Origin of the sequence: Aeoliella straminimaris (assembly GCF_024054565.1) — a bacterium.
Lineage (GTDB): Bacteria > Planctomycetota > Planctomycetia > Pirellulales > Lacipirellulaceae > Aeoliella > Aeoliella straminimaris.
Window position 1 is genome coordinate 269,691 of the sequence record NZ_JAMXLR010000061.1, and the last position, 24,303, is coordinate 293,993.

The following is a 24,303-nucleotide window of genomic DNA, read 5'->3' on the forward strand; positions in this document are numbered from 1 at the left end:
CGTGGTGGCGCGCTGCATTTGGGGTTCAGCTTTTGCTCTGCCGCAATTCCGCGTCGTTCAGTGTTCCAGAGAGTAACCCCTCTTGTTGAAGTCGAAACTCAACCGACACGAAGTCGGCGGCGCGGACTGGGCGATCTACGGAGCGGTCATCTAGCAGCGAAAACGCCAATAAAATATCGCGTTCTTGATGCTCGAACACGCGTTCAAAGTCCGATGGGGACGTATCCACGAACCCCAGCTGCTCTAAATATGCGAACAGCCATTGGTACGTAATCCTGGTCACGGCGTGCTCCCGCTACGAGGCTATTGGCAGCTTGCCTAGCCTGAACTGTTCGATATCCGCCTCATTGACCAACCCTGCCGAATCCAGTCGCGTCAGTACGGACAACAAATCTGCCGATCGAACAGTGCGACCATCACTCGGAACCGAAAGTGAGATGATCGTTCCGGATTCAGAATGCAAGAACGCCAGCGAACTGTTTACTTTGGCCAACGGCTCGAATCCCAATCGCAACAGGAAGGCCTGCAGGCTATCAATCGTCAGCTCATTTCGGGGGTCGCGAGGCATCGGGATACCCTCCTTGGTTTCTCAGGTTGTCAACGGTCGCGAGCGACTTGCGGCGAAAGTCATCGATCGAATTGACATTCAATTTGTTTGCCAGTGGAATGTGGAGATGCACCGTTTCCTTGTCAGGATCTACCAATTCTGGTTGGCGACTTACGCATTCCTGAATGTGAAGCCAATACGCCGTATCGGTTTTGACGTCAAATACGACCAGCACAAATGGGTACACCTCCAATGACCAGTAGTGCAGGTCTCCCGTCTTGATTGGTAGCGATATTGCCGACCCATTGCTGATGACCTTCAAACTCTCGCTTGCTTTCAACTGAAACCGTACTTCTCCGTTCTCAATTTCGCCGTTGGTTGCGAAATGAAACATCGTGACATCAACACCATAATCGCGTTCAGGCCTCCGAAGTACGTGTCCCTTCAGAAGCACGAACCGCTCTAAATGGTTCTCACTCAAGTCCTCTATTACGTGTTCACGCGTACGTCGTTTTCTTCGAGGCGTGTCGGACATTTTGGGTGGATTGGCGAGCCTGCAAAAGTTATCAGATGAACTCGAGTCAATATAGATGGATTTCCGAGAGGTTGCTAGCATTTCGAGTATCAGTACTGGAAGACGTCGCTGCCGTTTCGTCCCGCCTGTTTCCCTCGTTTCGCATCAATTCTCTATCGAGTATGGAGTGACGAACCGTGGGATGGCTGATGTTACAGAGCCCGTACGCCTCTGCTGCCCTACGGTCATCGGGCACCAAAATCAGGTCCTTAGCGAGTCGAGAGATTACGACGGTCTGTCGAGATGAACTGCGCCAGCAGTGCCTCCCAATCCTTCTGCAATCGCGCGGCCACGCACGGTCTCTTCGGCATGTATTCTCACTTGCTTCTCCCAAAAGCTACAATTGGACCGAACGTCACTTCGTATCGCCATGTAACTAGCCGTACCTCTATTCAACCTATGCACTCACCATTCGATCAAACCGTCGAACAAGCATGGACTGATTTCGCTTGGATGTTCGACGAGATGTTCAACCAGGGCATGTGTTTCTTTGAAGGATACATTCCTGCGATTGGTCCGGAGTCACTCGAGTCTTCTCTTGCCCAGTTGACCGATTCCGAGTTGGATTGCTCCAACAGTGTGTGGGGCGACAACACGACCGAAGCGGACTGGCATCGCACCTACTCGCTGTCGGAATACATCTCCCTCTTTAGCTCAGGGCGAATTCAAATGCTTCACGTGGACTACCGCGTGAGCTTCTCCGGTTACACGTTCACCCTCAAACTGATGTTCGAGCGATCGGGAAATCTCGAGATCATCTTCTATCGCGAGAACTTGCTTCCTCGTGCAGAGACTCATACACGTTTTGTGGCGGCGTGCCAGTACTTCCGACATCTCCACTCGTTGTTTCAAGGAGCGGCTCTGTTCATCGGTCCCGATACGCTGAACTACACTGTTTGGCCTGATTCCGTGCCGCGAGAATGGCAACGTTTGCTCTAAAGCCCACAGGCAACCTCTTCGCCGCTTCCCCATCCGGTCTGCCATCTCGGTTATAATCCACCGCAGCAGTTCATCCGCGTCAGGCAGCATCCGTTCTACCCACCTCGTTTGATCATGAAGCCATACATCGTTGCGTTAGGTTTAGGGATCCTAGTGGCCATGCAAACTAGCTCGGCAGTCGATCGACCAGAAGGCCGCACGTTTGTTACGCGATCACCGGCCGTGGGCACGCGGGGTATGGCGGCCACGAGTCAGCCGCTGGCAAGTTTGGCGGCCATCGAGATCCTTCGTGCCGGTGGCAACGCCGTGGATGCGGCCATTGCGGCCAATGCCGTGCAGTGTGTGACCGAGCCGACCTCGTGCGGGCTGGGTGGCGACCTGTTTGCCATTGTGTGGGACCACGAAACACAGAAGCTCTACGGACTGAATGCCAGCGGCCGCAGCCCGCAGGCGCTCACGCTGGCGGAGTTCGAGCGGCTGGGCCACGAGACCATTCCGAAGTACGGCATGCTGCCGATCACGGTGCCAGGCTGCGTCGACGGGTGGTTCACGCTGCACAAGCGATTTGGCAAGCTGCCCATCGAGCAGGTGCTCGCACCCGCCATCGCCCACGCCCGCGATGGCTTCGCGGTCACCGAGGTAATCTCCAAGTACTGGGCCGGCGGCGTGGCAGCGCGACGCGATCAGCCGGGCTGGGCGGACGTGTTCCTGGTCGATGGCAAACCGCCGGCGCACGGGCAGACGTTTCGCAATCCCGCACTGGCCAAGACGCTCGAGAAGATTGCCACCGGCGGGGCGGACGAATTCTACCGCGGCGACATCGCCCGAGTGATCGACCGCTTCATGCGCGATCATGGCGGCTACCTTCGTTACGACGACCTGGCCAATCATCGCAGCGATTGGGTGCAGCCAGTGAGCGTCGAGTATCGCGGCTACGACGTCTGGGAGCTTCCACCCAACGGGCAAGGCATTGCCGCGCTGCAGATGCTGCAAATGCTCAAGCGGTTCGATCTGGCGAAGGCCGGCTTTGGCAGTGCCGACCATCTGCACTACTTTCTGGAGGCCAAGAAGCTTGCCTTCGAGGATCGCGCCCGGTTCTACGCCGACCCGGCTTTCAATCCGGCGCCTGTCGCAGCGTTGATTTCCGACGAGTACGGCGCCAAGCGGGCCGAGCTGATCGACGCCCAGCGGGCTGCGAAAGACGTGGAGGCCGGTGATCCTGTGCTCCGCGATGGCGATACCATTTATCTGACCACCGCCGACAAGGATCACAACATGGTGTCGCTGATCCAGAGCAACTTCCGCGGCTTCGGCGCGGGGCCCTGCCCGCCGGGGCTTGGCTTTTCGTTTCAAGATCGCGGCGAGCTCTTCAACCTGGAGCCGGGCCACGCCAACAGCTACGCACCGGGCAAGCGGCCGTTCCACACGATCATCCCCGCCTTCGTCACGAAAGAGGGCCAGCCGGTGATGAGCTTCGGCGTGATGGGGGGCGACATGCAGCCACAAGGCCACGTGCAGGTTCTCGTCAACCTGCTCGATTTCGAGATGGGCCTGCAAGAAGCCGGCGATGCCCCGCGGGTGCGTCACGATGGTTCATCGACACCAACGGGTGTTCCTGCCGATGAAGAGGGCGGCACCGTATACGTCGAAAGTGGCGTCGGCGATGAGACGCTTCGCGAACTCGCACGCCTCGGGCATGCGGTGAAGCTCGGCAACGGCGACTTCGGCGGCTACCAGGCCATCTGGTACGACAGAGAGCGCGGCGTGTACTACGGAGCGACCGAATCACGTAAGGATGGCGTTGCGATCGGATTCTGAAGTCGACCCGTGAAGCCGTGTTGATCCAATGCACTGCGGCGCTTTCAACCCGACGATGCTCATCTGGGCGCTGGTGAGATGGGTTTGATTGCGCGTTGTCACAAGAATAGAAGCCCACGCACAAAAACACCCCGGTCAACATGAGTTGCCGGGGTGTTGATAGTTAAGGATTGTAGCTGCGGCACTACAGGGTGCTGCGAAGCTGGCGTCGAACGCCCCACAGACCAAGCACGCCCAAAGCTGCGATGCTAATCGTTGCGGGTTCGGGAATCGCACAGTACTCGGCTCCCCCCAGTTCCACGACATAGTCGCCCGACTCGCCGGCGAATTCCCAAGTGGAAAAAGCACCCGCGTCAGGGTTGGGACCATGCAGTTCGAGATTGTCCGAGGAAATGCTGCCGGTGTCGGAGAACAGGATCAACTCCGTGACGTCGAGTGGATCGTTGTCATACCCGGTAACCGCCAACAGGTACTTGCCGGGCGTGAGCGAGACATTCGCAGCCGAAGCGGCAACCGTGTTGGGGAAGGTCGACGGATCCGAAATGAACGAACGCCAATTCGGCTCGCCGATGAAGTCGTCGTTCGCCACGGCTGGCGTACCATCTTCGTTGAACAGGAAGAGCCGGGTGTCGAAAGTGGCCGACGCCGTCATGTTGCCGTAAGACTCTTCGGTGGTGGCATAGAACGCGGTGGTATCGGTGATCATGATGGAATAGACATCCACCCAATCATCATCCGCCCCCGTGCTTCCGCGAATCTGAGTAAGGGCACCCACCCCCTTGGTATCCTGACGGTTGGGAATGTCGTCAGGTGCATCGCCAATTTCGACCCATGCTTGGCCTAAAGCAGCGGAAAAGCTGAAGAAGACGACCGCAAGACTTGCAGCCGCACGCGCACACATCAACCGATTCATTAGACTAACTCCCTCCCCAAAGTAGTGAAGATGAACCGCCTACTTTACGTGACAGCCCTAGCCATCCCCGGCCCTTAGACTATTCTCCCACCGCAACCAGAGTCAAGAGAAAAGCAAAGTTTCTGGCCTTTTTTCGCGACTTGAGCTGCCCCGACTGGGTGCCATTTTGTGCAGTAGGAAGTGGGGTTGGAGCAGGTTCTTGGCACCACAGAAGTGCCCCTACACGAGTATAATCGAGTGCGGTCTCGGCTCACCCACCATGGCAAGCAAGATGGACGGACGCTGCAAAACGGCGCATGCGAAGCTGCTGGCTGGCACTTGCCCGTGGTGTGGTTGCTCCATCGTCGAAGGGAAAGTAGAGGGCCAGCTACAGGATGACCTCGGCTCCAGCCCGACCGAATCGGACGAGCCGCCGCTGTCCCAAACACTGGCAAACCACCTGCCTACCAAGGGAGCACTTTCCATAGCAGAAGCTGTCGGCATCCTGCGGGCCATCGCCCACCAACTGGCAAGCTTTCACCAGGTAAACGCGATGCACGGCTGGCTATCGCCCCGTAATATCGGGCTCAAGGACAATGGCGTGATCCTCCGCGACGCAGCGGCTATCTCCAAGCGCGTGGAATTGCAACCAACCCTGGCCGATGCCGACGAAATCGCTGGCTACCTGGCCCCAGAACAAGCTTTGGGTGCAGTGCGGGCTGACCGACGAGCCGATATCTACAGCCTGGGTTGCGTCCTGTATTTCCTGCTGGTGGGCAGGCCCCCGTTCGCTACTGGCTCGGTGTCCGAGCGGCTGCTGCAACACCAAACCGATGAACCACCGCCCCTGGAAACGGTACGAGAGAATGTACCGGTTGGCCTGCAGGCTATCTGCCGCAAGATGCTGGCGAAAAAGCCGGAGCATCGGGATGAGTCCGCTACGGAAGTGCTGCAAGCGATCGAGGCCTGGCAAGCCGAGAACCGGTGAGCCTGCATCCGAGCCTGCGGACACCCCCTGGCGGCCCATGGCTAGCCCCACCCCGTACGGGCGGCCAACTGTACCTGATTGTCTTCTGGCCGCTGTTTGAGACGGCAAAAATTGCTGCCCGGACCTCGTGCCTGGGAGTTCCCTGGAATGTGACGGCCCGCGGGACTCCGGCGGTTGAAAACACGGTCGTCCGGCCTATACTCGTAACCAGTTGTCCCCTTAACGCAATCTTAACACTGCTCAGCTGGCGGGTACGAGTCGTTGAACCTTTCTTCTTTGATGCAGCTTGTTTTCGAGCTGGTGGGCGGCCTGGGCATCTTCCTGCTTGGCATGAAGAACATGTCCGACGGCATGCAGACCGTGGCGGGCAGCAGCTTGCGTCGACTCATCAGCACCGTCACCGGCAACCGTCTGTTCGCCATCATTGTCGGCGTGCTTGTCACGTGCGTTGTGCAATCGAGTTCCATCACCACGGTCATGGTGGTTGGCTTCGTCAACAGTGGCGTGATGAGCCTGATGCAGGCGGTGGGCGTGATCATGGGTGCCAACATCGGCACCACCATCACCGGCTGGATCCTGGTCCTCAAGATCGGCAAGTACGGCCTGCCGATGCTGGGCGCGGCCGCGTTCGTTTTCCTGTTCTCCCGTAGCGATCGCTGGCGGTACTGGGCCATGGCCTTCATGGGCATCGGCATGGTGTTCTTCGGCCTGGAGATCATGAAAGACGCTTGCACCATTATTAAGGAGAACCCAGGCTTCGAAGACTGGTTCCACACGTTCCAGGCCGATAGCTACTTCGGCGTACTCAAGTGCGCGATGGTCGGGTGTCTGCTCACAACGTTGGTGCAGTCGTCGTCCGCGACGCTGGGCATCACCATCTCGCTCGCTTCGCAGGGCGTGATCAGCTACGAGACGGCGGCCGCCCTGATTCTGGGCGAGAACATCGGCACCACGATTACCGCCCTGCTCGCTTCGCTCGGAACGACGACCAACGCCCGCCGCGCGGCCTACTATCATGTGGTGTTCAACATCCTTGGCGTCTTCTGGATCACGCTGATCTTCGCCTGGTACATCGAGTTCATCCAGTGGCTGCTGCAAACGTTCCTGCACATGGACGTAAACGCCGTGACAATGGTCGATGGCCAGGCCACCTATCCCAACACCACGCCGGCCATCGCCGCCACGCACAGTATTTTCAACATCGCCAATACGCTGCTGTTCTTCCCCTTTGTGCCGATGATCGTCCGTCTGCTCGAGAAGTGGGTTCCCTCCAAGGATTTCAAAGAGAAACCGCACCTCACCGATCTCGACATGCGGATGCTCGACACGCCCACGATAGCCATCGAGCAGTCTCGGGTGGAGCTAGAACGGATGGGCAACGGGTGCGAGAAGATGTTGGGGTGGCTGATCGAACTTCGCGAACAGGACGATCCCGACAAGCAGTTGGCCAATCGTCTCAAACGCCGCGAGCAAGTGCTCGACTCGATTCAGGACGAGATCGCCGTGTTCATCACCAACCTGCTCTCAGGCAATGTTCCCCATTCTGTGGCCGATGAGGCGCGACGCCAACTCCGCATGGCCGATGAGTTCGAATCGCTGAGCGACTACGTGGCCGACCTCGACAAGTTCGACCGCAAACTCCGCCGCGATGGCCACCGGTTCTCGCCCGAACAGCGCAACGGGCTCAGGGATCTGAACCACGAAGTGCTGCAGCAACTCGTCTCCATCAACAGCGCCCTGAAGCAGGGCAACAAGAACATCCTGGTCGAGACCGCCCCAGCCGACAAACGCATGCGCAACCACATCAAGCGGTTGCGTGGCAAGCATCTCGATGCCCTGTCCAACGGCGACGTACCGCCGCTGGTCAACGTGGCCTACCTGGCATCGCTCAACGCCTATACCCGACTGCTCGATCACGTGCAGAACATCGCCGAAGCCGTGTCGGGAGTGAAGTAGGCTGCGCGGCCCGCGGTAACCTAGGACATCTTCGCCTGCTGTTGGCACTCGCGACAAACCGTCTGCCGCATCGTAGTGTCAGTTTCCGCCCCATCGGCGACCTACTACAATGGCCGCATGCCGGGCAAAGAAACTCATCGCCTGAATAATGCCAACCCTGGTGGTTTTGCCACCACTCAGTGGAGTATTGTCCTCACAGCGGGCAAGCCCAACGATTCTGATGCCCAAGTAGCGCTGGGCCAGTTGTGCGAACTGTACTGGTACCCTTTGTATGTCTATGTACGGCGGAAGGTAGAGAACGTTGACGATGCACAGGACATGACGCAGGCGTTCTTTGCTCACCTGCTGGAATCGGGTGCTGTTGCCCGTGCCGATCGCTGTCGGGGACGATTCCGGGCGTTTCTGCTCACTGCTTTAAGAAACTTTCTCGCCAACCAGTGGCACAAGGAACAAGCACTGAAACGTGGCGGCCAAAGGCTTAAGCTCTCGCTCGACCTCGACGCGGGAGAGTCGAAGTTCCGCCTGGAGCCAAGTCACGAGTGCACACCTGAGAAACTATTCGAACGAAGGTGGGTGACAACACTCCTGGAGCACGTCCTGGAAAGAGTGCGGGCCGAACTGGTGGACGCTGGCAAGCAAGACCACTTCGAACACCTGAAGGTGGGTTTGGCAGGCGATTCTGAAGCCGTCGACTATCAGAAGGCGGCTGCGGCGTTGGGAATGACGCCGGCTGCGGCAAAGCAGGCCGCCTACCGACTGCGGAAGCGGTATCGTCAACTTTTTCGTGAGGAAGTTGCCCGCACCGTGGCGGATGAGGCGGAAGTGGATGAGGAAATCGGACGGCTGCTGGCCACCCTGAGGGAATAGAGCAAAAAACTGTGTTACGCCCGGTCAGCATTCCTGTACTGAGGGGTAGAACCGCCCTTTCAGTTGGAGAACCGAGATGAGTAACCCGCAGATATGCCCAAACTGTGGTGCTAAATTGCCCGACGACGCCCCGGCCAGACTCTGCCCCAGGTGCCTGGTGGCGGCTGGACTGGAGAGCCATGCCGTCCTGGCGGAGTCGGCCCCCGAGGCACCAACGATCGACAGCCCCGCAGCTTCTGGGTTCGTGCCTCCCTCAACCGAGCAGCTCGCCGGTGAGTTTCCACAGTTAGAGATCTTGAGTCTGCTCGGCTACGGCGGCATGGGAGCCGTCTACAAGGCACGGCAGACAAATCTCGATCGACTGGTAGCGCTCAAGATCATCCGCCCCGAGGCCACGCTCGATCGGACGTTTGCCTCGCGGTTCAACCGCGAGGCCAAAACACTTGCGCGGCTAAGCCATCAACACATCGTCAATGTGTTCGATTTTGGTGAGGTAGCATGGCCAACCGCGGAAGACCAACCGAATCGCCCGCTCTTTTACTTCATCATGGAGTACGTCGACGGCGTCAATCTGCGACAGTTGATAAGCGATGGGAAACTGATGCCGAACGAGGCGTTGGCCATCGTGCCGCAAATCTGCGATGCCCTCCAGTATGCCCACGACGAGGGCGTGGTGCACCGAGATATCAAGCCCGAAAACATCCTGATCGACAAACGGGGCCGGGTGAAGATTGCGGACTTCGGTCTTGCGAAATTGTCCACCCAAAAGGAAGGAGAGTTCAGGCTCACCGGCACCCACCAAGTGATGGGCACGCCCCGATACATGGCACCCGAGCAGCTGGAAAGCACTCATGGCGTTGATCACCGTGCGGATATCTATTCGTTGGGGGTCGTGTTCTACGAGATGCTTACCGGCGAGGCGCCGATGGGGCACTTTGATCCGCCATCCAAGAAGGTAGAAGTGGATGTTCGATTGGACGAAGTGGTCCTGCGATCACTGGCTCGTGAACCGGCACGTCGGTATCAACATGCCAGCGAAGTGAAAACGGGCGTCGAACAGGTCTGTGGAGTTCACGCCGCGCCGCCCACCGACCATTCAGCAAGCCTTGTCGACCCGCCAGCAGCTGGTGACGAGCACCTATACAACACGGTGCGATGGCCAGCGATCGCAATGCTGGTAGGTGGCGGAGTGAACCTCACCGGATTTTTGCTGTGGATCTGGCTGTTGAGCCGAGGAAACTACTGGCACGACTTCCCGCTGCTGATCGGCCATAATCCTGAGGCGACTGCTTGGATATTTTTTCTGACGGGAGCAGCCGGCATACCGATGCTATTCAGTGGCCTGAAGATGCTGCAATTCGAATCACGCCGGCTCGCCTTGTTTGGCGCGGTCATGGCGTTAGTGCCCCTATCGATATTCGTTCCGCTGACCGCCCCCATCGGAATCTGGGTACTCGCCGTGATGACAAACTCCAAGGTAAGAGCTGCTTTTCGCCACGCATGAACAGGCAACTGCGCGTGCGATTCGCAACCTACGGCACTCCCGCCTGCTGTTGGCACTCGCGACAAACCGTCTGCCGCATCGTCGGTACTTGCACTGCCTCGAACAGATTCAAACGGCCCACGACCTCGGACACCTCCAGCCAGCCTAAAGGTTCGATGTCAATCCGTTTGCAGCAACTGCACATGTCGAGATGGTCTCGCGAACGCGCTTGCGCCGGATCCAATACGGCCAGGTGAGCCGTGGGACGGACTTTGTCGATCACGCAGTCGAATCGAATTTCCTCTGAATCTTCGGGGGTGATTGTCATCCTCATGTGTCGCTGAAGCGTGGGCGAGTCGCACCGAAACGGCAACACAACCGCATGCTGAGTCTTTCGGATCCGCGTGAGCAGGGTTTGATACAGCCGAATCGTCTCTCCACCTGCCACAAAATCCCACAGCGAGCGGCCCAGCACGGCTGACTCCTGGAGTTCGCGGGCGTTGTTCTCGGCCGCGAAGGCCAGCCACTCGGCGTTTACGCTCGTCATGATGTCACGAGCGTCGACCTGATAGGAATAGATTGGACGGAGAGTGCCACTCATCGCTCCCCCTCAATTTGGCCCGCGACTGTATACGAAGCGGTCCCTACTGCTGACTGCGTGCATCAACCCGCTCTCGGGTAAGGCACCCCGCCGCGAGGCACACGCTTACGATTGTTTCAGCGCATTCTACCAGTCGGCAGTGAGGCCGGTCACCTGCCACGCCTCTTGGCGAGGTGCCTGGCACCCCGGTTGTGCGTGCCCAAGGGATTATTCGACGGCTTCTTTGATTTCAGAAACGCATAGAAGAGGCCGCGGCCCAGAAGACACCTGGGCATCTTGAGCACGCGCGGAGGAGTGTCATCGAAAAGTGAGCTAGAATCATTCCCATTCAGCAATCCTGCACGCAAGACAGCTGCACGCGTCGATTCGTTAGAGCCTTCGGACCTGGTCGCTTGCTAGACCGGTCGGCGCGGAGGGGATATCTTGATAGCCACACGGATTCAGGAACTCATCCCAACACTGGTCGCCATGACGCTACTTGGTAGTTTTTGGGAGATGAAAATTGGCTACGTGGTCTCACGCCGACTTGGGTATCTTCACGTTCGACGAGTTCTGCTGGACGAAGACACTGACATTGCCCGCCTTCAAGGCCTTCAAGTATGGACCTGGCAAGAGAAACGCAGGGACTTCGCGCGTACCATTGCAGTTCGAAGTCGAAGACGAGGAGGAGTTACCTACGAAGCCTGCTGTGACGATTGCCAAACGCGTCATCAAAAACCAAGAGGTGCTGCCAGCCAAGTTGCTGAAGGCGTTGTTCAGAGATGTGCAAGGCGAGGGACCCGCATCGGGCATGTGGTGGCATGGCAATGTGGCCAGCATCTACGAAGATCTGTCACTGGAGACGGGATCGCTCAAGAACCTGAAGATCGATTCCCCCGAGAACCTTGCTCGACTGCTGGGAAGTCCAACGATATTGGTTCACCAGGAAGTCTATGACTACGACAACAAACCACTGGCGGAAATCTGTTTCGACGCTGTGTTCGAGATGGAACACGGTATCGGCATTTTGACCGACGGCACCAAGATCATCGGCACGGGCTACGCATCGGACGCAAGACCCTTTAATATCACGTGACCCAACGCTTGGTGCCTACGTTAGGGAAAAGGCCTGCAATCGCACGTGAGAGTTACGCTTCCGCCAACCGACGCAGCAAGTCGGCCGTCTCTTCGAAGCCGAGGCACGCGTCGGTGATGCTCTGGCCGTAGACGAGTTCGCCTTTGCCGACATCCTGCCGACCGGCGACCAAGTGGCTTTCGATCATCAAGGCCTTGATCGCCGATTGGCCTGCGGCCCGCTGTTTGGCCACCTCGACGGCTACGAGCGGTTGTCGCTCGGGTTGTTTCTCGCTGTTGCCGTGGCTGCAGTCGATCATCAGCACCTCCGGCAGTCCGGCGCTGGCGAGCTTCTCGCAGGCCGCCGAGATCGCCTCGGCGGAGTAGTTGGGCCCCGTTTCGCGACCACCACGAAGCACCAGGTGGCAGTAGGGATTGCCAGCCGTTTCGAGAATGGCCGGCATGCCGCCCTTGGTGAGCGAAGGGAACAAGTGCCGATGCCGCGCGGAGCGAATGGCGTCGACCGCCACCTGGATATCGCCATCGGTGCGGTTCTTGATACCCACCGGCATCGACAGCCCAGAGGCCAACTCGCGATGGGTCTGGCTCTCGGCCGTACGGGCGCCGATGGCGCCCCAACTGATCAGGTCGGTGTAGAACTGCCCCAGCGTGGTATCGAGGAACTCGGTACCGGCGGGCAGCCCCATCTCGGCGATGTCGACTAACAGCCGCCGCGCCAGGCGCAACCCCTTGTTGATGTGGTAGGAACTATCCAAATCGGGATCGTTAATCAGGCCTTTCCAGCCGATCACCGTCCGCGGCTTCTCGAAGTACACCCGCATCATCACCAGCAGCTTCGATTCGACCTCCTCAGTCAGCCGGCGAAGCCGCTCGGCGTATTCCTCCGCCGCCTGGAGATCGTGAATCGAACAGGGCCCCACCACCACCAGCAAGCGGTTGTCGGTGCCGTCGAAGATCTGCTCAATCGCCCGCCGACTGTCCGTGACCAACCGGCCGGCCGCCTCGGTGGAGGGAATCTCTTCCTCCAATAGCGCTGGGGTGAGCAGCGGGTGAATCTTGGTGATGCGAAGGTCGTCGGTCTGCATTTTCAGTTCGCCTGGTTATAGCGGGTGCTCCACGACGACTTCCGCCCACAAGCCGAAATCTCCGCAGCGAGTCTTCATTCCGCCCCGGTTTATGGGTCGGACAGGCCAAATCCTACGGCAGAGCCCACCGGCTTGTGTAGGGTCGGCTACTCCGGGGGGGAACCGGGCATTCCAGTAAAACTGTGGGCCGGTGCTCTGTGCCATATACTGCAAAGTACCAGGCCGCACGCGACAGGGGCCGCATGACCGCCCTCTATGATAACTCCTCTTCCGATAAGGTCGGCACCATGAACGGGCTCGTATCCAGGTCTCTAGTGGCTACCTGCTTGGTAACAATTTCCGGCGTAGCGTGGGGCGAATCGGCGGACATCGTTTACCAGAACGGGCCAATCCTGACGATCGACGACTCGGTGCCAGCTGCGGAAGCCGTGGCGGTGAAGGATGGGATCGTCATCGCGGTCGGCACGGAGGAGGAAGTGTTCAAGCTCCAGGACGACGCCACCAAGCTGATCGACCTCGAAGGTCGAACGATGCTGCCAGGCTTCGTCGATGCGCATGGGCACGTGATGGGAGGTGGACTGCAGGCACTCTCGGCGAACTTGCTGGCGCCGCCGGACGGAGAGGTCAAGGACATTGCTGCTTTGCAGCAGACCCTGAAAGATTGGATGGAAGCGAACAAGGAGGCGGTCGACAAGATTCAGCTGGTGGTTGGCTTTGGTTACGACAATTCCCAACTCGCCGAACTTCGCCATCCAAACCGCGAAGATTTAGATGCGGTCTTCACCAACCTGCTACTCGAAATGAGTGGAGCGAACTTGCCATCCGCCAGCGCGGGCGGAGCCTTCACATCGCCCCCCTGCGCTTCCTGCGCGTGCGGTGCGTTGAGCCGATTGATGGACGCCGCGGCTATTGGGGAGTGACCAGGTTCCGGGGCCAGCAGTGGTTCATCGATCAGGCGGGGAGCAGCGCCTGCTACGTACGCAGCGCCAAAACAACAAGCACACCTGGACGCCAATCTCGGCAGCAACAACATTCATTCAGTGGCAGGGCGGCGCGAACGACTCAGCCGGTTCCAACCAGGGCTCGGCAATCGGCGGCCCAACCTACGGCACCGGCGCACCCAACAAGGCCATCGAGCTGGATGGCTTGGACAATGGTGTGAGCCTGCCCAGCAGCGCCGACATCACTATCGCCAGTTGGGTGAAGTGGGACGGCAGTGGGGACTGGCAGCGGGTGTTTGATTTCGGCAACGTTACGACGACCTACATGTTTCTGTCGCCGAAGTCCGGCAACGACGCCCACGGCCCTACGGCTGGGCGTCGCAGGTGCGTGTGCCCTCCGGTTGATTCGCCCCCACAGGCAGCGTTGCCCCGGCCAGGGCGTTGGCCCTGGCTATTTTGCTGATGCGTCCATCAGCTCGAACTTCTCGCCCGCCGATAACGACTCCATCGACAAGGCGGGTGGATCGATTGATCGCTTTGCCACGATGGCAAACGACTCTCCCAGCACGGTGGCCGTGTTGCCGTGTACTTCGATGGCGGTGCCTTCGTCGATGCCCACTCCCAGCTTATCGGGATGCTGGGATAGCGCCGTGAGCAAGCGATTCACGCGGTTGCGGACCAGGAAGTGCTGATCGATAACCACGCCTGGTGCGAGGTCGAATCCCGTGCTGATCTTGGGATCTGGATTTCCACTGGCGATCATCACACGAGATTGAATCGCCGCACCAGCCGAAGTGCCTCCAATCACTCCGCCCCGCCCAACCAAGGCCTGAAGCTCGCGTTCCACGGGCCCACCGGCGTAGACCTTTGCCAGCCGCGACTGCTGCCCGCCACTGATCCACACCGCATCCGCTTGCCGCAGCGACTCGGCAAACTCAGGGGTATCGGCCAACTCTCGGTCGCGAGTATGCAGCACCTGTACCGAAACGAATCCCCTGCCCCGCCAGGCCTCGACAATCGATTCGACGTCGGGTTCCTTCTCGCCCGCGGTGGGAATCACCACCAACCGGGCGTCGTCGCCGCCAGCGAGTTCGTGAAACTTATGGTATATCACCGGCGGCAGTTTCCCCCCACCACAGATGAGCAGCGTCCCGGATGGCGAGTTCCCTCGGGCGGCGCTGGTCAATACCAGCGATGCAAGCGCCAGGACGATGCCCAGCAGTCGATATGGTTGCATTGCGTCTCCCCTTAGCAATCCCTGGCTCATCCACTTACTTGAAGGCCAATGGATCCGCAGGTGTTGTGGATTTCGATGGTGGCCAACATCTCGGCGAATAGTATGAAGCCGCTACGCTGCCGTCGCAATAGTTGGCATCGGCGTCGGTCCAGCCGATGTTTACACAAACCGCGGCGCATCGAGGTGGGACTTTACGAAGCGATCGGCCTAATGAAGGCCGATTCGTTGGTCCACCGACCTTTGATCTTCACGCCCGCTCTAGGATCCTCACCACCTGCGCAATGGTGTCGACCTCCACCAAATCGCCATCGCGAATCACAGAGGTTGCCCGGCCGGTGCCGATGAGGGTTGGGATCATCAACTCGCGGCAGATGATGCCCGCATGGCAGGCGACTCCGCCCTCGTCGGTGACGATGGCTCCGGCGTGACGCAACAGTGGCATCAGGTTGGGGTTCGATTGGATGGAGACCAGCACGTCACCGTCCTCCAGTTCGTAGCCCTCGGGTTCGGAAGAGAGGACCACCCTGGCCCGCCCTCGATGAACGCCCGGCCAGGCTCCCATGCCTGAGATGCAGTCAGGTTCATCGGGTGGCACCAATTGACGCGCGCCCGCCTCGCGCATGATCAAGTAGCCCGTCTCGGAGACGAAATCGACTCGCTCCTCGTCCGCCAACACCTGGTACACAAAGCGATAGCCGTCCTCGACGGTGCTCAGGCGTCCTTCGAGCGTCGCGCGGTCAACGCTGCCTTGATGCAATTCGCGCCAAGTGACCAACTGCGGCGCACGACTCGGTGCCGAGAACCCGAGTTCCGCGGCCCAGGTTTCGACCATTGGATCGAGTAGCTTGCCAACGAATGGCGGATAGAGGGAATGCGATCGCAACTGCTCCGCCAATTCGCAGACGCGAGGATCAGCAATGTGGCCTGCCTCCAAGGCCATCAGCGTCATGGCGGGAAAACTGGTGGTGTACCTTCCGATCTCGACGAGCCGCTCGGCGGCCTCATCGAAGCTCGCGAAACTCTCGCCTAGCTCGATCTGTTCATGACCGCGGCGATAGATCTCCAGGCCACGCTCCAATAGCGCCACCAGTCGGGCGCGATCGGTTCGCTCCAGCGTGCGGATGTGCTCGGCCGAGGCTTCGAACGCTCTGGCCCCAAAAAACATGTTCGTCAAACCAGCAGCGTCTTCGATGGCCAGAAATCGATCGGCATGAAAACCAAAGTCGCCGCCTGAGTGCCGGCTATCGGCCCAATGGGCGATGATCGAGGCCTCCAGCAGCGACAAGGGACGACGCATGCCCCGGCACCAAGGCTCGCTGGTGTCGACAATCGCTTCGCGATACTCCTTGGCCAGCGTCGTGATCGGCCGAGACTGCAAGACATGGAACCGCTCTTCCTGCCAGGCCCATTCGGTGTCGACAGGAAAGCCGTAATGTGCTTCGATCTGGTCTAACAGCCGCGCGTACTCCAGCACCTGCGCGTCGGTCAACTTCGCTTCGGCTCCACGCTGCCCCAGTTCCCGCCACTCGGGTTCGGGCCGGTCGGCTTCCAGAAACAGCCCCCGCCGCTGATCGCCGCGCGTGGCCTCGACGATCTCTGCCGCGCCACGCCGCACTACAAACTGATCAGGCACGATGGCGCCGGAGACGATCGCCTCGCCCAAACCAAAACAGGCTTCGATCAATCGCAGATCGGGCTCTTGCGTGACGGGGTGCACCGAGAAGCCGATGCCGGAGACCTCGCTGGAGATCATCTGCTGAACCACCACCGCCACGCCGAATTGGTTATGGCCATAGCCATGGGCCACCCCGTAGGCCAATGCCCGGGGATGGTAGATCGATAGCCAACATGCCTTCACTTGGGTGGCAACATCGTTGGGAGCAACGTCGAGAAACGTGTCGAGCTGGCCGGCCCAGGCGCTGGCGGTGCCATCTTCGCAGGTGGCACTCGAACGCACGGAGACCTTGCTCGCCGCGAGATCATCGACTCCCGACTCAATCGCTGCGGCAACGTCGAGTGGCATTGGTTTGTCGGCCAAGTATTCGACAATCGCCTTGCTCGTTTCGCCGGCCGTAGTTCGCCCCGCGGCGAGTTCAGCAAGCCACTCGGTGACCCTGCCCTCGGGGTCGGCCGCGGCCATGAAGGCATCGAACGCCAGCCGTGTCACGACAAAACCGGACGGCACGGGAATGCCGGAGCGGACCAGTTCGCCCAGCGACGCCCCCTTGCCTCCACACAAGGCGACCTTGCTGTAGTCGATTTCGTCCAGACGAAGCGCATAGCACACAGACATTGGTCCCTCCTCCCCTAGTAGCCGCCGGTGCCCCACCGATGACAAGACGAACGAGGCCCCATCCTACCCGTTGACTCGCGAACGTCACAACTCCGTGGTGGAGCAAATGTGGTCGCGTCACATGGGAGGACCACAACGCAGGGCGGCTTTACAGCGGACGCTGGACGTGCCGGCAGGCAACGTAAGACTCTAGAGCAGGTCTCCCAATCCGTCTTCCTGCAGTTCGCCGACCGGTACGTAACTCGAAGATTCCGTTTCGGCGGTTTCCCATGGCTGTTCGCTGGCCAGGGTGCTGGTCCCTCTCGTGGGGCGAGCGGTGGTAAGCAATAGCAGCAACGCATCGTCCGTCGCAACGGACTGGTCGAGTGCCTTGCCTGCGGTTGCGACCGACTCGGGCTCGTCCTCGGCGGCGAGCAGTGCGAAGGCCGAGTCCTGGATGTCAGCGGCTTGAGTCTCCGTGGCCTGCCCCGAATCGGTGGAAGATGACGACATCGCAACTAGCGGGGCCAGCAGCGAAGCGGAAGACGCTTGCACGAGGCTCAGGATCTGTTCGGCAGGCAACGCTTGGGAGTAGATGCGGAAGTCGTCGATCCTGCCTCGCAAGGGCGGGTCGGCCGGGAACTGCGAGTCGCCCAGGTAATTCTGCGTGGTTCTCCCCATGTCGGCGGGACTGACGGTCATGCTGTTGTTGGTAGCCACAGGCACGCCATCGATGTACATGGTGCCGCTGCTGCCGGTGAGGGTGATCGCGACGTGATACCACTGACCGGCGTCGAGCGAGGGTCCATTGATCTGTTGCTCGCCACCGCTAGTGGCGGTCTTGAGCGAGAACCGCAGTGGCCCGCCGAAATTGCTGGCCTGCGGGGTGAGGAACATGTTAACGGCAGTTCCAGAACCAAAGTCAAACACCCGCGACCAGGTATCGACCGAGTCAAGATAGAACCACGTGGCAATAGTCGCCTGATTCAGACCACGGACAATTCCCGTGGGCAATTCGGCATGACCTCCGTTCAGATCCAGCGCATTCCCGTCGATGCCAGGTTGCCAGCCCACCGAACCGACCAAGACGCCATCTTGTCCACCAGCCGAATCGGTAAGCGTTGTCCCAAAGCTCGCATCGGCCTGGTACCAGTTGGCGGGCGAGAGGACATCGAACGAGGCTTCGTCGCTGCCGGTGTTCGATTCGACGCGCACCGTCAAGGTGTCCGTTGTGCCGGAAGCCGTGATCTTTCCCGCCATGTCGACATTGCCACCGCTGCCAACGATGGACCACTCCGGATTCGCCGTCAATTCAATCGGACTTCCAAACTGGTCCACGTCGTAGGCGGCAAGCTGCATCGACGTGCCAGTGGCGATCAACGTGTCGGAGGGGAAAATGGCTACTCCCGCAACCACTTGTTCCACCGTCACCTGCACTGCACTCGACGTGGCGACCCCGTTGGTGTCCTCGATGATAGCGGTGAACAGGTACTCGCCCGCTTCGCTGAACGTGGCGGTGGTATTTTTTGCTCCGTTGCCGCCATTGGAACTGAGAATCACCTCGGCAGGTCCGCTTGCATACCAGGTGTACGAAAGGTCTGACTCCCTGGCCGGCCCCGCCCCTAGCACCGACAAATCGGTGGAGTATCCCGTCACCGAGGTGGGACTCGCCGCGGCAGCGGTCGCCGCTTCCAGGTAGTACCCCAGGTTGTTGCGCCAGATGGAGTAGTCCACCAGATCCACCACGTTGTCGCGATTGCCATCCGCTCGCAGTTCGGTGGTGGAACCAAACGTGCTTTTCCACACGTCGTAGTCCAGCGCATCGACTGCGCCGTTCAGGTCGTAGTCGCCCGGCAAGGCCTCGACGACGAAGCTCGCCTCGACCAACCCCGACCAGGTGCCGTCCGCCGACCGCACGCGGGCCCACACGGTTGTATCCTGCGTCAGCACCACCGGAGTTCTGCCCACCTTCACCGCGGACGAAGGATCGGCTCCACCGCCGGTCGGACGCGGATCGGTGACTCCGTCGGTGGTGTAGTAGATGGTCCCGCCCGGTACCGTACTCTCGATCGTCACTAACGAGCCGTACGGCAGGCTTCCGCCCGCCTGACTGAAAGTAGGTGCCGCCAGGTAGAGACCATCGTTGGCCAGTTGGTCGAGGACCATGGCGTGACGGTTGGGAAAGTAGGTTTCGAGCAGCCACGCCACCTCGTTGTCCCAGTTGGTCTTGTTGTAGGGTACGGTTCGCTTGGCATCGCCCCAGCGGGCCGCTTCGGCAAGGATGGCCGCATCGACTTGCTCCACGCGCTCGGTCATGCGGGCGATATTGGCCTCAGGCGTCAGCACCCCATTATCGAACATCAGCGTTTGCACGCGATCGATGAACTGCTGCTGGTATTCGGCATGTACGAGCAGATCCTGATGGAGATACACCGGATTGAAATAGTCGTAGCTGGAATCGAGGGCCGTGTAGAACGGTCCGGTACGGTCGATCGCAAAGGTGCCATGCAGGGTGCCGACCAGTTCGCCTGTGCCCAGCGAGTGCTCGTTGTCGTGCAGGAAGAACTGGAAGCCCTGGTCACCATCCTCGCGGTTGCGGATGCCGAACCAATTGTTGGCGCGATCGTTCCCCACGAAGGCGGAAATGCCGGTATCGTGGCCGCCCGTGTAGATGATGATCAGCATGTAGTCGATCAGATTGTCGACATCCAGCAGCACCTCGAGATCTTCATTCCGGCTGCCATCGGGGTTCAGCCCTTGCATGGCCCAATAGTTGTCGGCGCTACCGGTGGGATCGTCGGCCAGTTGCTGGGCGTAATCGAACAGCTGTCGCCAGGCGACATCGTTGCCGTCGGCAATCTCGGTGGAATAGGCTTCGGTAGAATCGGCCTTCACCACATCGTAGTCTTCTTCGTCGCCGCCGAAGTAGCTCTCGCCATAGGCCTCCTCCACCCGCTCCTGGGTCATAAACAAACCCCAGTACTGGCCATTCAGGTACAGGTGATAGTAGCGGCTGCGTGTGTGAGGTTGCTGCATGTCGGCCTGGGTATCGCGGGAAAACACCTCACGGAGGTAGGTATTCTGCAGCCCGTTGACGCTGTCGCCCCAGGCAGCCCAGGAGTAATTCTGCGCGGTGCGCAGATCGAGCACGTCGAACTCATCAACGCCCTCGTCGCCGAACAACGGATAGTTGAGCTTCCCATCGCCGTACTCGCCGCGGAAGTACAGGCGGAAGGCGTGCTTCGGATTGAAGTCGTTCCGGTGGTAGCCGCCACGGATTCGCAGACCGGCAGCGGTCGAGAAACCTTCGCTGCCATCGGGATGAACCAGTTCGACCGACGTCATCCGCTCCCATTCGCTTCCCCGATTTAACGCGTTGACGTAGATACCGGTCTGGCTGTCAAACAGGTTCGCAATGTCGGTTGTCAACGTGATCGATGGAATCGACGTCAAAGAATCCTTCACCGCTTGCTCGCCATACATGGCGAGAATGGCCGGATCGATTCCATAGTCGAGCAGTTGACCGTTGACGTTGTAATTGGGCCACCCGGCGGGCACCTGGCCGGTCGACGACTGCTGGACGATGTCGTCCAGGAACAGATAACTTGCGGACTGCACGAACGATGGCTTGTAGTCATGTTTGAAGGCCATCGCGCGGATCGTGGTGGTGCTGTTCACCGAAATGGCGCCGGAGTAGAGCTGCCCATTGATCGGCACCATCGATTCGTTCACCGCCGGGGTCGACCCGTCGGTGGTATAGACGATCATGGCGTCCGGCGTTTCCGAGTGGATCTCGACCTGCTGCACGGTGTCGTAGAAACCATGCGGAACACTAAAGGTCGGGTCGGCAGCAAACCCCGCAAAGCTCTCGCCATTGCCAAAACCTGGCGTAGGCACTTCGAAGTAGCCGGCTTCGCTCGCTTCCACCGGCACGGTAGCCGTGGCCACAAGCTCCGGCACAATCAAGAAGTCGGAACGGCCCGCCGGCTGATTCAGGGCGTGGATAGCCAGCACGTTGTCGCCGACGACGAGCGACGGAATTTCCGCAGAAACGTCGAACTCCTGAAACACCATCGCATCGAAGTCGTCGTGAATGGAAGTGGCCGTCGAGTTCCACGCCGGATTGGCGGGACTATTCGACGCAGCAATTTGCACCCCATTCAAGTAAGCCACAAACCCATCATCGTATTTCAAATGAAGCTGCAGCCCGTCGATGCCGACCAGCGATGTCATTTCGAAGGGCACTCGAACGTACAACGCGGTCGTGTCGTCAGGAACGGCCGTGTTGAATTCGCCGATGAAGCTAGGTACATCTGTTCCGGCCTCGTAACCAAAGCCCGCGCTGCCAACGATATCGAAGACGCTATCGTCGAATCCGATGTCGGTCCAGCTCGAATCGTAAGCGGCGCTGGTCGGCCGCCAGGCGCGGGCCGCGTCGCCTTCGGCGACCAGGGTGGTCGTCGTGCTGGCCATCGTCAGCCCGTACGACACGTCCTCGAATTGGACCGGGAATTCAGGACTGAAGGCGTCGATCACCGTGCTGCCATCGGCATCGACTAGCCCCAGGTACTCGCCATCGGCCGACAACTTGAAGTTCGTATGCAGCTCGCCGTTGGGCGCGAGGGTATCCTTGTCCGAGGCGAAGACCAGTTGGAACCCAAACGGCTCAATCGTTGTCCCCACGGGGAACTGCCACTTCGTCAGCTCCTGGACGTCGTCCGTCAGGTACAGCCCACCCAGGTCCACGGTGCTGGCCGACGGGTTATAGATCTCCAGCCAATCTGACGAATCCCCTTGATAGTCTTCGAGCGTGTTGTCATTCGAGGCCATGATCTCGGTGATGCGGAGCGCCGCTGCATCGAGTACGCAACGTGCTTCCAAGGCCTGAAATCGGAGTGAGCGCGAACCGCCAGCCGCCATCTTGCGATGCATCGCAATGGACCTTTCCTCGTCCAATCGGGGTACGAATCGGAGATGTCATGAACAGATTTGGAGGAGATACTTGGGGGCGCCGCTACCTGCTTGGCAGCGACAGAAAATCCCCAATCTGCATGATACACACCACCACCTACCGCATCCAGGAACGAGCACCAAGCAAAGCGCGTAAATTCGTTCAAATTCACTAGTACGACGCGCGGGAATCCACAAGCAGTGTTCCGCTGCTTCATCACGTTGATCGTGAAACGAGAATTTGCAGCACCGATTGCCCATTCTGGAAAGCCTCCGACGATGGAGGGTTGGCAATGTCTCTCGATGTTGTCCAACCAAGTAGTGGGCCGGCACAACCAACAGCGCGATAGAGCAGCAATGAGAATGCTCTACGACAACCAACTAGATGGATGAGAGCTTACCGGCGCACAACGTGGTTTGGCAAATGTACCTTTCCGGGCGCCGGGGACGACCCGACTCGCTGCGAACGGGCAAACGGCAGACGAGCTACTTATTCCATGACCCGTACCAATGATTCTGATACGCGCCGCTGTTCTTGCGTCCTGCAGGTACGGGCTTGCCGTACTGGTAGCTCGAAGGGGCGTTTTGCGGCGTGACGCCAGGGTTGGCGGTGTAGCCGATGTTGCCTTGCAGTTTGCGATCGGCAATGTAGCGCGACTGCGCCGATTGGGACGCAGCCCGCCGCTCCATGTCGGGACGAACCACGGTCGAGTAGGCGTCGCCATACATATTACCTCCCAAGACAGCGCCGCTAATGTACGGGCTGATATTGGGATTGTCGCGATAGTACTTGTCGTACAGATAGCGATTAGTGTCGTTGACCATGTTGGGGTTGGTGCCCCACATTTTTTGATACGCCTGACCGTAGCTCGATTCGGCGCGCGCTCGGTCCGCCGGCAACAAGGTCGACAGAAAGGTCAACGCAACGCAACAGAGAATAGTTCTCTTAAACATTCTAGAGGCTCCTTCTGCCGGTTGCTTATTCGACCGAACCGTCGAAACGCTGCATGATCTCTTTCCAGTTGGTGATCACGACGTCCTCCTTGGCGAGCTCGGCTTTAACGGCCTCGTTCTCCCACACCTGAGCGTCCCACACCCGCTGTTGCCAGCTGGGATCCATCGCGCGGAGCGCCGGCGAGTCGGTCGCCGGGGCAAAGGACAACTGCACCAGGCCTGGGGGCAACTCGGCAATCAACTTGGCCGTAGCAGCCGCTTTGGCCTCCAGCGAGTCGGCTTGTGGCAGGATCAACAGATCGCGAACTTTGGGGAAAGGATAGTCGTCGAGTGCCCGGACCAAAGTGTCTGGCACGGGGTAGCCGTCCTGACGAAAACGTTCGGCCAGTTCGGGCGTCAGATTGATCACCACGGCTGGTATCCATTGCTCGCGCGAGAGACGCAAGTACATTTCAGCCAAGTCGGGCCGGGCGTACAGCGCGCCCAGGTGCGTGGTGAAGTGCGTGGGCTTCAATCCCATACGATCGGCATGCAACAACTGCATCCGCAATTCTTGCTCCACCTCGTCAACCTTGGCGTTGACCATCACCTGCACGACGTTTTGCCACAGGTAGCCATCGCGGTCCACCAGCGACGCCACATCGCGACTGTTGCTGACCGGCGTCCAACGATAGAGCGGCAAATGGCTGTTGAGCGTGAAATCGAGACCGACGTCCAGGTCGCCACGTTGCTGGCGCCACTGGGCGGCCGCGGTGAACCAGGGACAGGTTGGCATGGCCGAGGCCGAGCTGACAACGCCCGCGTCCATCAATTTTTCGATGGCCTCGTTCGACTCGAAGCTGAGCCCCATACGATGGGCATGCACCACCAGCACCTTGGCACCCTCGGGGTAGCCCAGCCGGGTGGCCCAGTCGTCGGCCACGGCGTGCGTGGCGGTCAGCAGCAGGGCAAAAACGAGAAAGGTCTTGCACATGGCCGGCGAAAACCGACGGACTTTTGAGGACAAATAACGCATGATGCGGCGCTCGGTAAGATTTACGTCAAAACTGGCCGTAGCGAGCCGAACGGTAAAAGCTACCGAATATTGTAGCTCACGGTGGGGCGGAGTGCCGTAATTATTCGAAT

General features: G+C 59.5%; 20 protein-coding genes. 9 read left to right on the forward strand and 11 right to left on the reverse strand.

Features of this window, described 5'->3' with window-relative positions; genetic code table 11:
- Window positions 1–25: 25 nt before the first annotated feature.
- From NG895_RS18250 to NG895_RS18260, 3 genes are read right to left on the reverse strand one after another with little or no spacing between them, the layout of a single operon-like run.
- The gene (locus NG895_RS18250; protein ID WP_252853954.1) at window positions 26–283 is read right to left on the reverse strand and encodes a hypothetical protein; all 258 of its coding nucleotides are present in this window, start codon (window positions 281–283) and stop codon (window positions 26–28) included.
- Window positions 284–295: 12 nt separating this feature from the next.
- A complete protein-coding gene (locus NG895_RS18255; RefSeq protein ID WP_252853955.1) occupies window positions 296–568 on the reverse strand; it encodes a hypothetical protein in 273 nt (90 codons plus the stop codon).
- Window positions 546–1,082 (reverse strand): DUF4365 domain-containing protein, encoded by a 537-nt coding sequence (locus NG895_RS18260; protein WP_252853956.1) that lies wholly within the window; start codon window positions 1,080–1,082, stop codon window positions 546–548. Before NG895_RS18260 ends, NG895_RS18255 begins: the two co-directional genes overlap by 23 nt.
- A gap of 438 nt (window positions 1,083–1,520) precedes the next feature.
- On the opposite strand from NG895_RS18260, the gene NG895_RS18265 reads away from it, so the two are divergent.
- Together NG895_RS18265 and ggt are read left to right on the forward strand one after the other, a co-directional pair.
- Window positions 1,521–2,060: a hypothetical protein gene (locus NG895_RS18265; protein WP_252853957.1), complete on the forward strand. Its 540-nt coding sequence runs from the start codon at window positions 1,521–1,523 to the stop codon at window positions 2,058–2,060.
- A gap of 159 nt (window positions 2,061–2,219) precedes the next feature.
- A complete protein-coding gene (ggt, locus tag NG895_RS18270) occupies window positions 2,220–3,878 on the forward strand; it encodes a gamma-glutamyltransferase (RefSeq protein WP_252853958.1) in 1,659 nt (552 codons plus the stop codon).
- Window positions 3,879–4,062: 184 nt separating this feature from the next.
- Here the strand turns inward: ggt and NG895_RS18275 are convergent, their stop codons facing one another.
- Window positions 4,063–4,791 (reverse strand): PEP-CTERM sorting domain-containing protein, encoded by a 729-nt coding sequence (locus tag NG895_RS18275; protein WP_252853959.1) that lies wholly within the window; start codon window positions 4,789–4,791, stop codon window positions 4,063–4,065.
- 259 nt (window positions 4,792–5,050) lie between these two features.
- Between NG895_RS18275 and NG895_RS18280 the strand changes: the two genes are divergently transcribed.
- The 4 genes from NG895_RS18280 (at window position 5,051) to NG895_RS18295 (ending at window position 10,085) form a co-directional block, all read left to right on the forward strand.
- A complete protein-coding gene (locus NG895_RS18280; RefSeq protein WP_252853960.1) occupies window positions 5,051–5,758 on the forward strand; it encodes a protein kinase domain-containing protein in 708 nt (235 codons plus the stop codon).
- A gap of 279 nt (window positions 5,759–6,037) precedes the next feature.
- Window positions 6,038–7,714 (forward strand): Na/Pi cotransporter family protein, encoded by a 1,677-nt coding sequence (locus NG895_RS18285; protein ID WP_252853961.1) that lies wholly within the window; start codon window positions 6,038–6,040, stop codon window positions 7,712–7,714.
- 75 nt (window positions 7,715–7,789) lie between these two features.
- Complete coding sequence (locus NG895_RS18290; RefSeq protein ID WP_252853962.1) at window positions 7,790–8,581, forward strand: RNA polymerase sigma factor; 792 nt, start codon at window positions 7,790–7,792, stop codon at window positions 8,579–8,581.
- Window positions 8,582–8,657: 76 nt separating this feature from the next.
- The gene (locus NG895_RS18295; protein ID WP_252853963.1) at window positions 8,658–10,085 is read left to right on the forward strand and encodes a serine/threonine-protein kinase; all 1,428 of its coding nucleotides are present in this window, start codon (window positions 8,658–8,660) and stop codon (window positions 10,083–10,085) included.
- Window positions 10,086–10,113: 28 nt separating this feature from the next.
- Here the strand turns inward: NG895_RS18295 and NG895_RS18300 are convergent, their stop codons facing one another.
- On the reverse strand, window positions 10,114–10,665 hold the full coding sequence (locus NG895_RS18300; protein ID WP_252853964.1) for a hypothetical protein: 552 nt from the start codon (window positions 10,663–10,665) through the stop codon (window positions 10,114–10,116).
- Between the two features lie 502 nt (window positions 10,666–11,167).
- Between NG895_RS18300 and NG895_RS18305 the strand changes: the two genes are divergently transcribed.
- Complete coding sequence (locus tag NG895_RS18305; RefSeq protein ID WP_252853965.1) at window positions 11,168–11,740, forward strand: DUF6985 domain-containing protein; 573 nt, start codon at window positions 11,168–11,170, stop codon at window positions 11,738–11,740.
- A 52-nt stretch (window positions 11,741–11,792) separates the two neighbouring features.
- On the opposite strand, the gene NG895_RS18310 is transcribed toward NG895_RS18305, so the two are convergent.
- Window positions 11,793–12,824 (reverse strand): 3-deoxy-7-phosphoheptulonate synthase, encoded by a 1,032-nt coding sequence (locus tag NG895_RS18310; protein WP_279676528.1) that lies wholly within the window; start codon window positions 12,822–12,824, stop codon window positions 11,793–11,795.
- A gap of 242 nt (window positions 12,825–13,066) precedes the next feature.
- Here NG895_RS18310 and NG895_RS18315 point away from each other — a divergent pair, with 242 nt between their 5' ends.
- A complete protein-coding gene (locus NG895_RS18315; RefSeq protein WP_252853966.1) occupies window positions 13,067–13,744 on the forward strand; it encodes an amidohydrolase family protein in 678 nt (225 codons plus the stop codon).
- A gap of 19 nt (window positions 13,745–13,763) precedes the next feature.
- Window positions 13,764–14,228, forward strand: coding sequence for a LamG domain-containing protein (locus NG895_RS18320; protein ID WP_252853967.1), 465 nt, complete (start codon window positions 13,764–13,766; stop codon window positions 14,226–14,228).
- Here the strand turns inward: NG895_RS18320 and NG895_RS18325 are convergent.
- The 5 genes from NG895_RS18325 to NG895_RS18345 all read right to left on the reverse strand — a co-directional run bounded on the left by NG895_RS18325 (window position 14,217) and on the right by NG895_RS18345 (window position 24,193).
- Window positions 14,217–15,002, reverse strand: coding sequence for a cyanophycinase (locus tag NG895_RS18325; protein ID WP_252853968.1), 786 nt, complete (start codon window positions 15,000–15,002; stop codon window positions 14,217–14,219). The two genes, NG895_RS18320 and NG895_RS18325, sit on opposite strands and share 12 nt — an antisense overlap.
- Before the next feature lie 247 nt (window positions 15,003–15,249).
- Entirely contained in the window at window positions 15,250–17,295 is a 2,046-nt protein-coding gene (locus tag NG895_RS18330; protein WP_252853969.1) for a PEP/pyruvate-binding domain-containing protein, read from the reverse strand.
- 189 nt (window positions 17,296–17,484) lie between these two features.
- Entirely contained in the window at window positions 17,485–22,206 is a 4,722-nt protein-coding gene (locus NG895_RS18335; RefSeq protein ID WP_252853970.1) for a LamG-like jellyroll fold domain-containing protein, read from the reverse strand.
- A gap of 504 nt (window positions 22,207–22,710) precedes the next feature.
- Window positions 22,711–23,178 carry a hypothetical protein gene (locus NG895_RS18340; protein WP_252853971.1) on the reverse strand — a complete coding sequence of 156 codons (468 nt, stop codon included), beginning with the start codon at window positions 23,176–23,178 and terminating at the stop codon, window positions 22,711–22,713.
- A gap of 25 nt (window positions 23,179–23,203) precedes the next feature.
- Complete coding sequence (locus tag NG895_RS18345) at window positions 23,204–24,193, reverse strand: polysaccharide deacetylase family protein (protein ID WP_252853972.1); 990 nt, start codon at window positions 24,191–24,193, stop codon at window positions 23,204–23,206.
- Between the last annotated feature and the right edge of the window lie 110 nt (window positions 24,194–24,303).

Excerpts from the sequence above, each read along its gene's own strand:
- NG895_RS18255 (WP_252853955.1), bottom strand. The coding sequence starts at position 568 with ATGCCTCGCGACCCCCGAAATGAGCTGACGATTGATAGCCTGCAGGCC.
- NG895_RS18260 (WP_252853956.1), bottom strand. The coding sequence starts at position 1,082 with ATGTCCGACACGCCTCGAAGAAAACGACGTACGCGTGAACACGTAATA.
- NG895_RS18265 (WP_252853957.1), top strand. The coding sequence starts at position 1,521 with ATGCACTCACCATTCGATCAAACCGTCGAACAAGCATGGACTGATTTC.
- ggt (WP_252853958.1), top strand. The coding sequence starts at position 2,220 with ATGCAAACTAGCTCGGCAGTCGATCGACCAGAAGGCCGCACGTTTGTT.
- NG895_RS18275 (WP_252853959.1), bottom strand. The coding sequence starts at position 4,791 with ATGAATCGGTTGATGTGTGCGCGTGCGGCTGCAAGTCTTGCGGTCGTC.
- NG895_RS18280 (WP_252853960.1), top strand. The coding sequence starts at position 5,051 with ATGGCAAGCAAGATGGACGGACGCTGCAAAACGGCGCATGCGAAGCTG.
- NG895_RS18285 (WP_252853961.1), top strand. The coding sequence starts at position 6,038 with ATGCAGCTTGTTTTCGAGCTGGTGGGCGGCCTGGGCATCTTCCTGCTT.
- NG895_RS18295 (WP_252853963.1), top strand. The coding sequence starts at position 8,658 with ATGAGTAACCCGCAGATATGCCCAAACTGTGGTGCTAAATTGCCCGAC.
- NG895_RS18300 (WP_252853964.1), bottom strand. The coding sequence starts at position 10,665 with ATGAGTGGCACTCTCCGTCCAATCTATTCCTATCAGGTCGACGCTCGT.
- NG895_RS18310 (WP_279676528.1), bottom strand. The coding sequence starts at position 12,824 with ATGCAGACCGACGACCTTCGCATCACCAAGATTCACCCGCTGCTCACC.
- NG895_RS18315 (WP_252853966.1), top strand. The coding sequence starts at position 13,067 with ATGACCGCCCTCTATGATAACTCCTCTTCCGATAAGGTCGGCACCATG.
- NG895_RS18325 (WP_252853968.1), bottom strand. The coding sequence starts at position 15,002 with ATGCAACCATATCGACTGCTGGGCATCGTCCTGGCGCTTGCATCGCTG.
- NG895_RS18330 (WP_252853969.1), bottom strand. The coding sequence starts at position 17,295 with ATGTCTGTGTGCTATGCGCTTCGTCTGGACGAAATCGACTACAGCAAG.
- NG895_RS18335 (WP_252853970.1), bottom strand. The coding sequence starts at position 22,206 with ATGCATCGCAAGATGGCGGCTGGCGGTTCGCGCTCACTCCGATTTCAG.
- NG895_RS18340 (WP_252853971.1), bottom strand. The coding sequence starts at position 23,178 with ATGTTTAAGAGAACTATTCTCTGTTGCGTTGCGTTGACCTTTCTGTCG.
- NG895_RS18345 (WP_252853972.1), bottom strand. The coding sequence starts at position 24,193 with ATGCGTTATTTGTCCTCAAAAGTCCGTCGGTTTTCGCCGGCCATGTGC.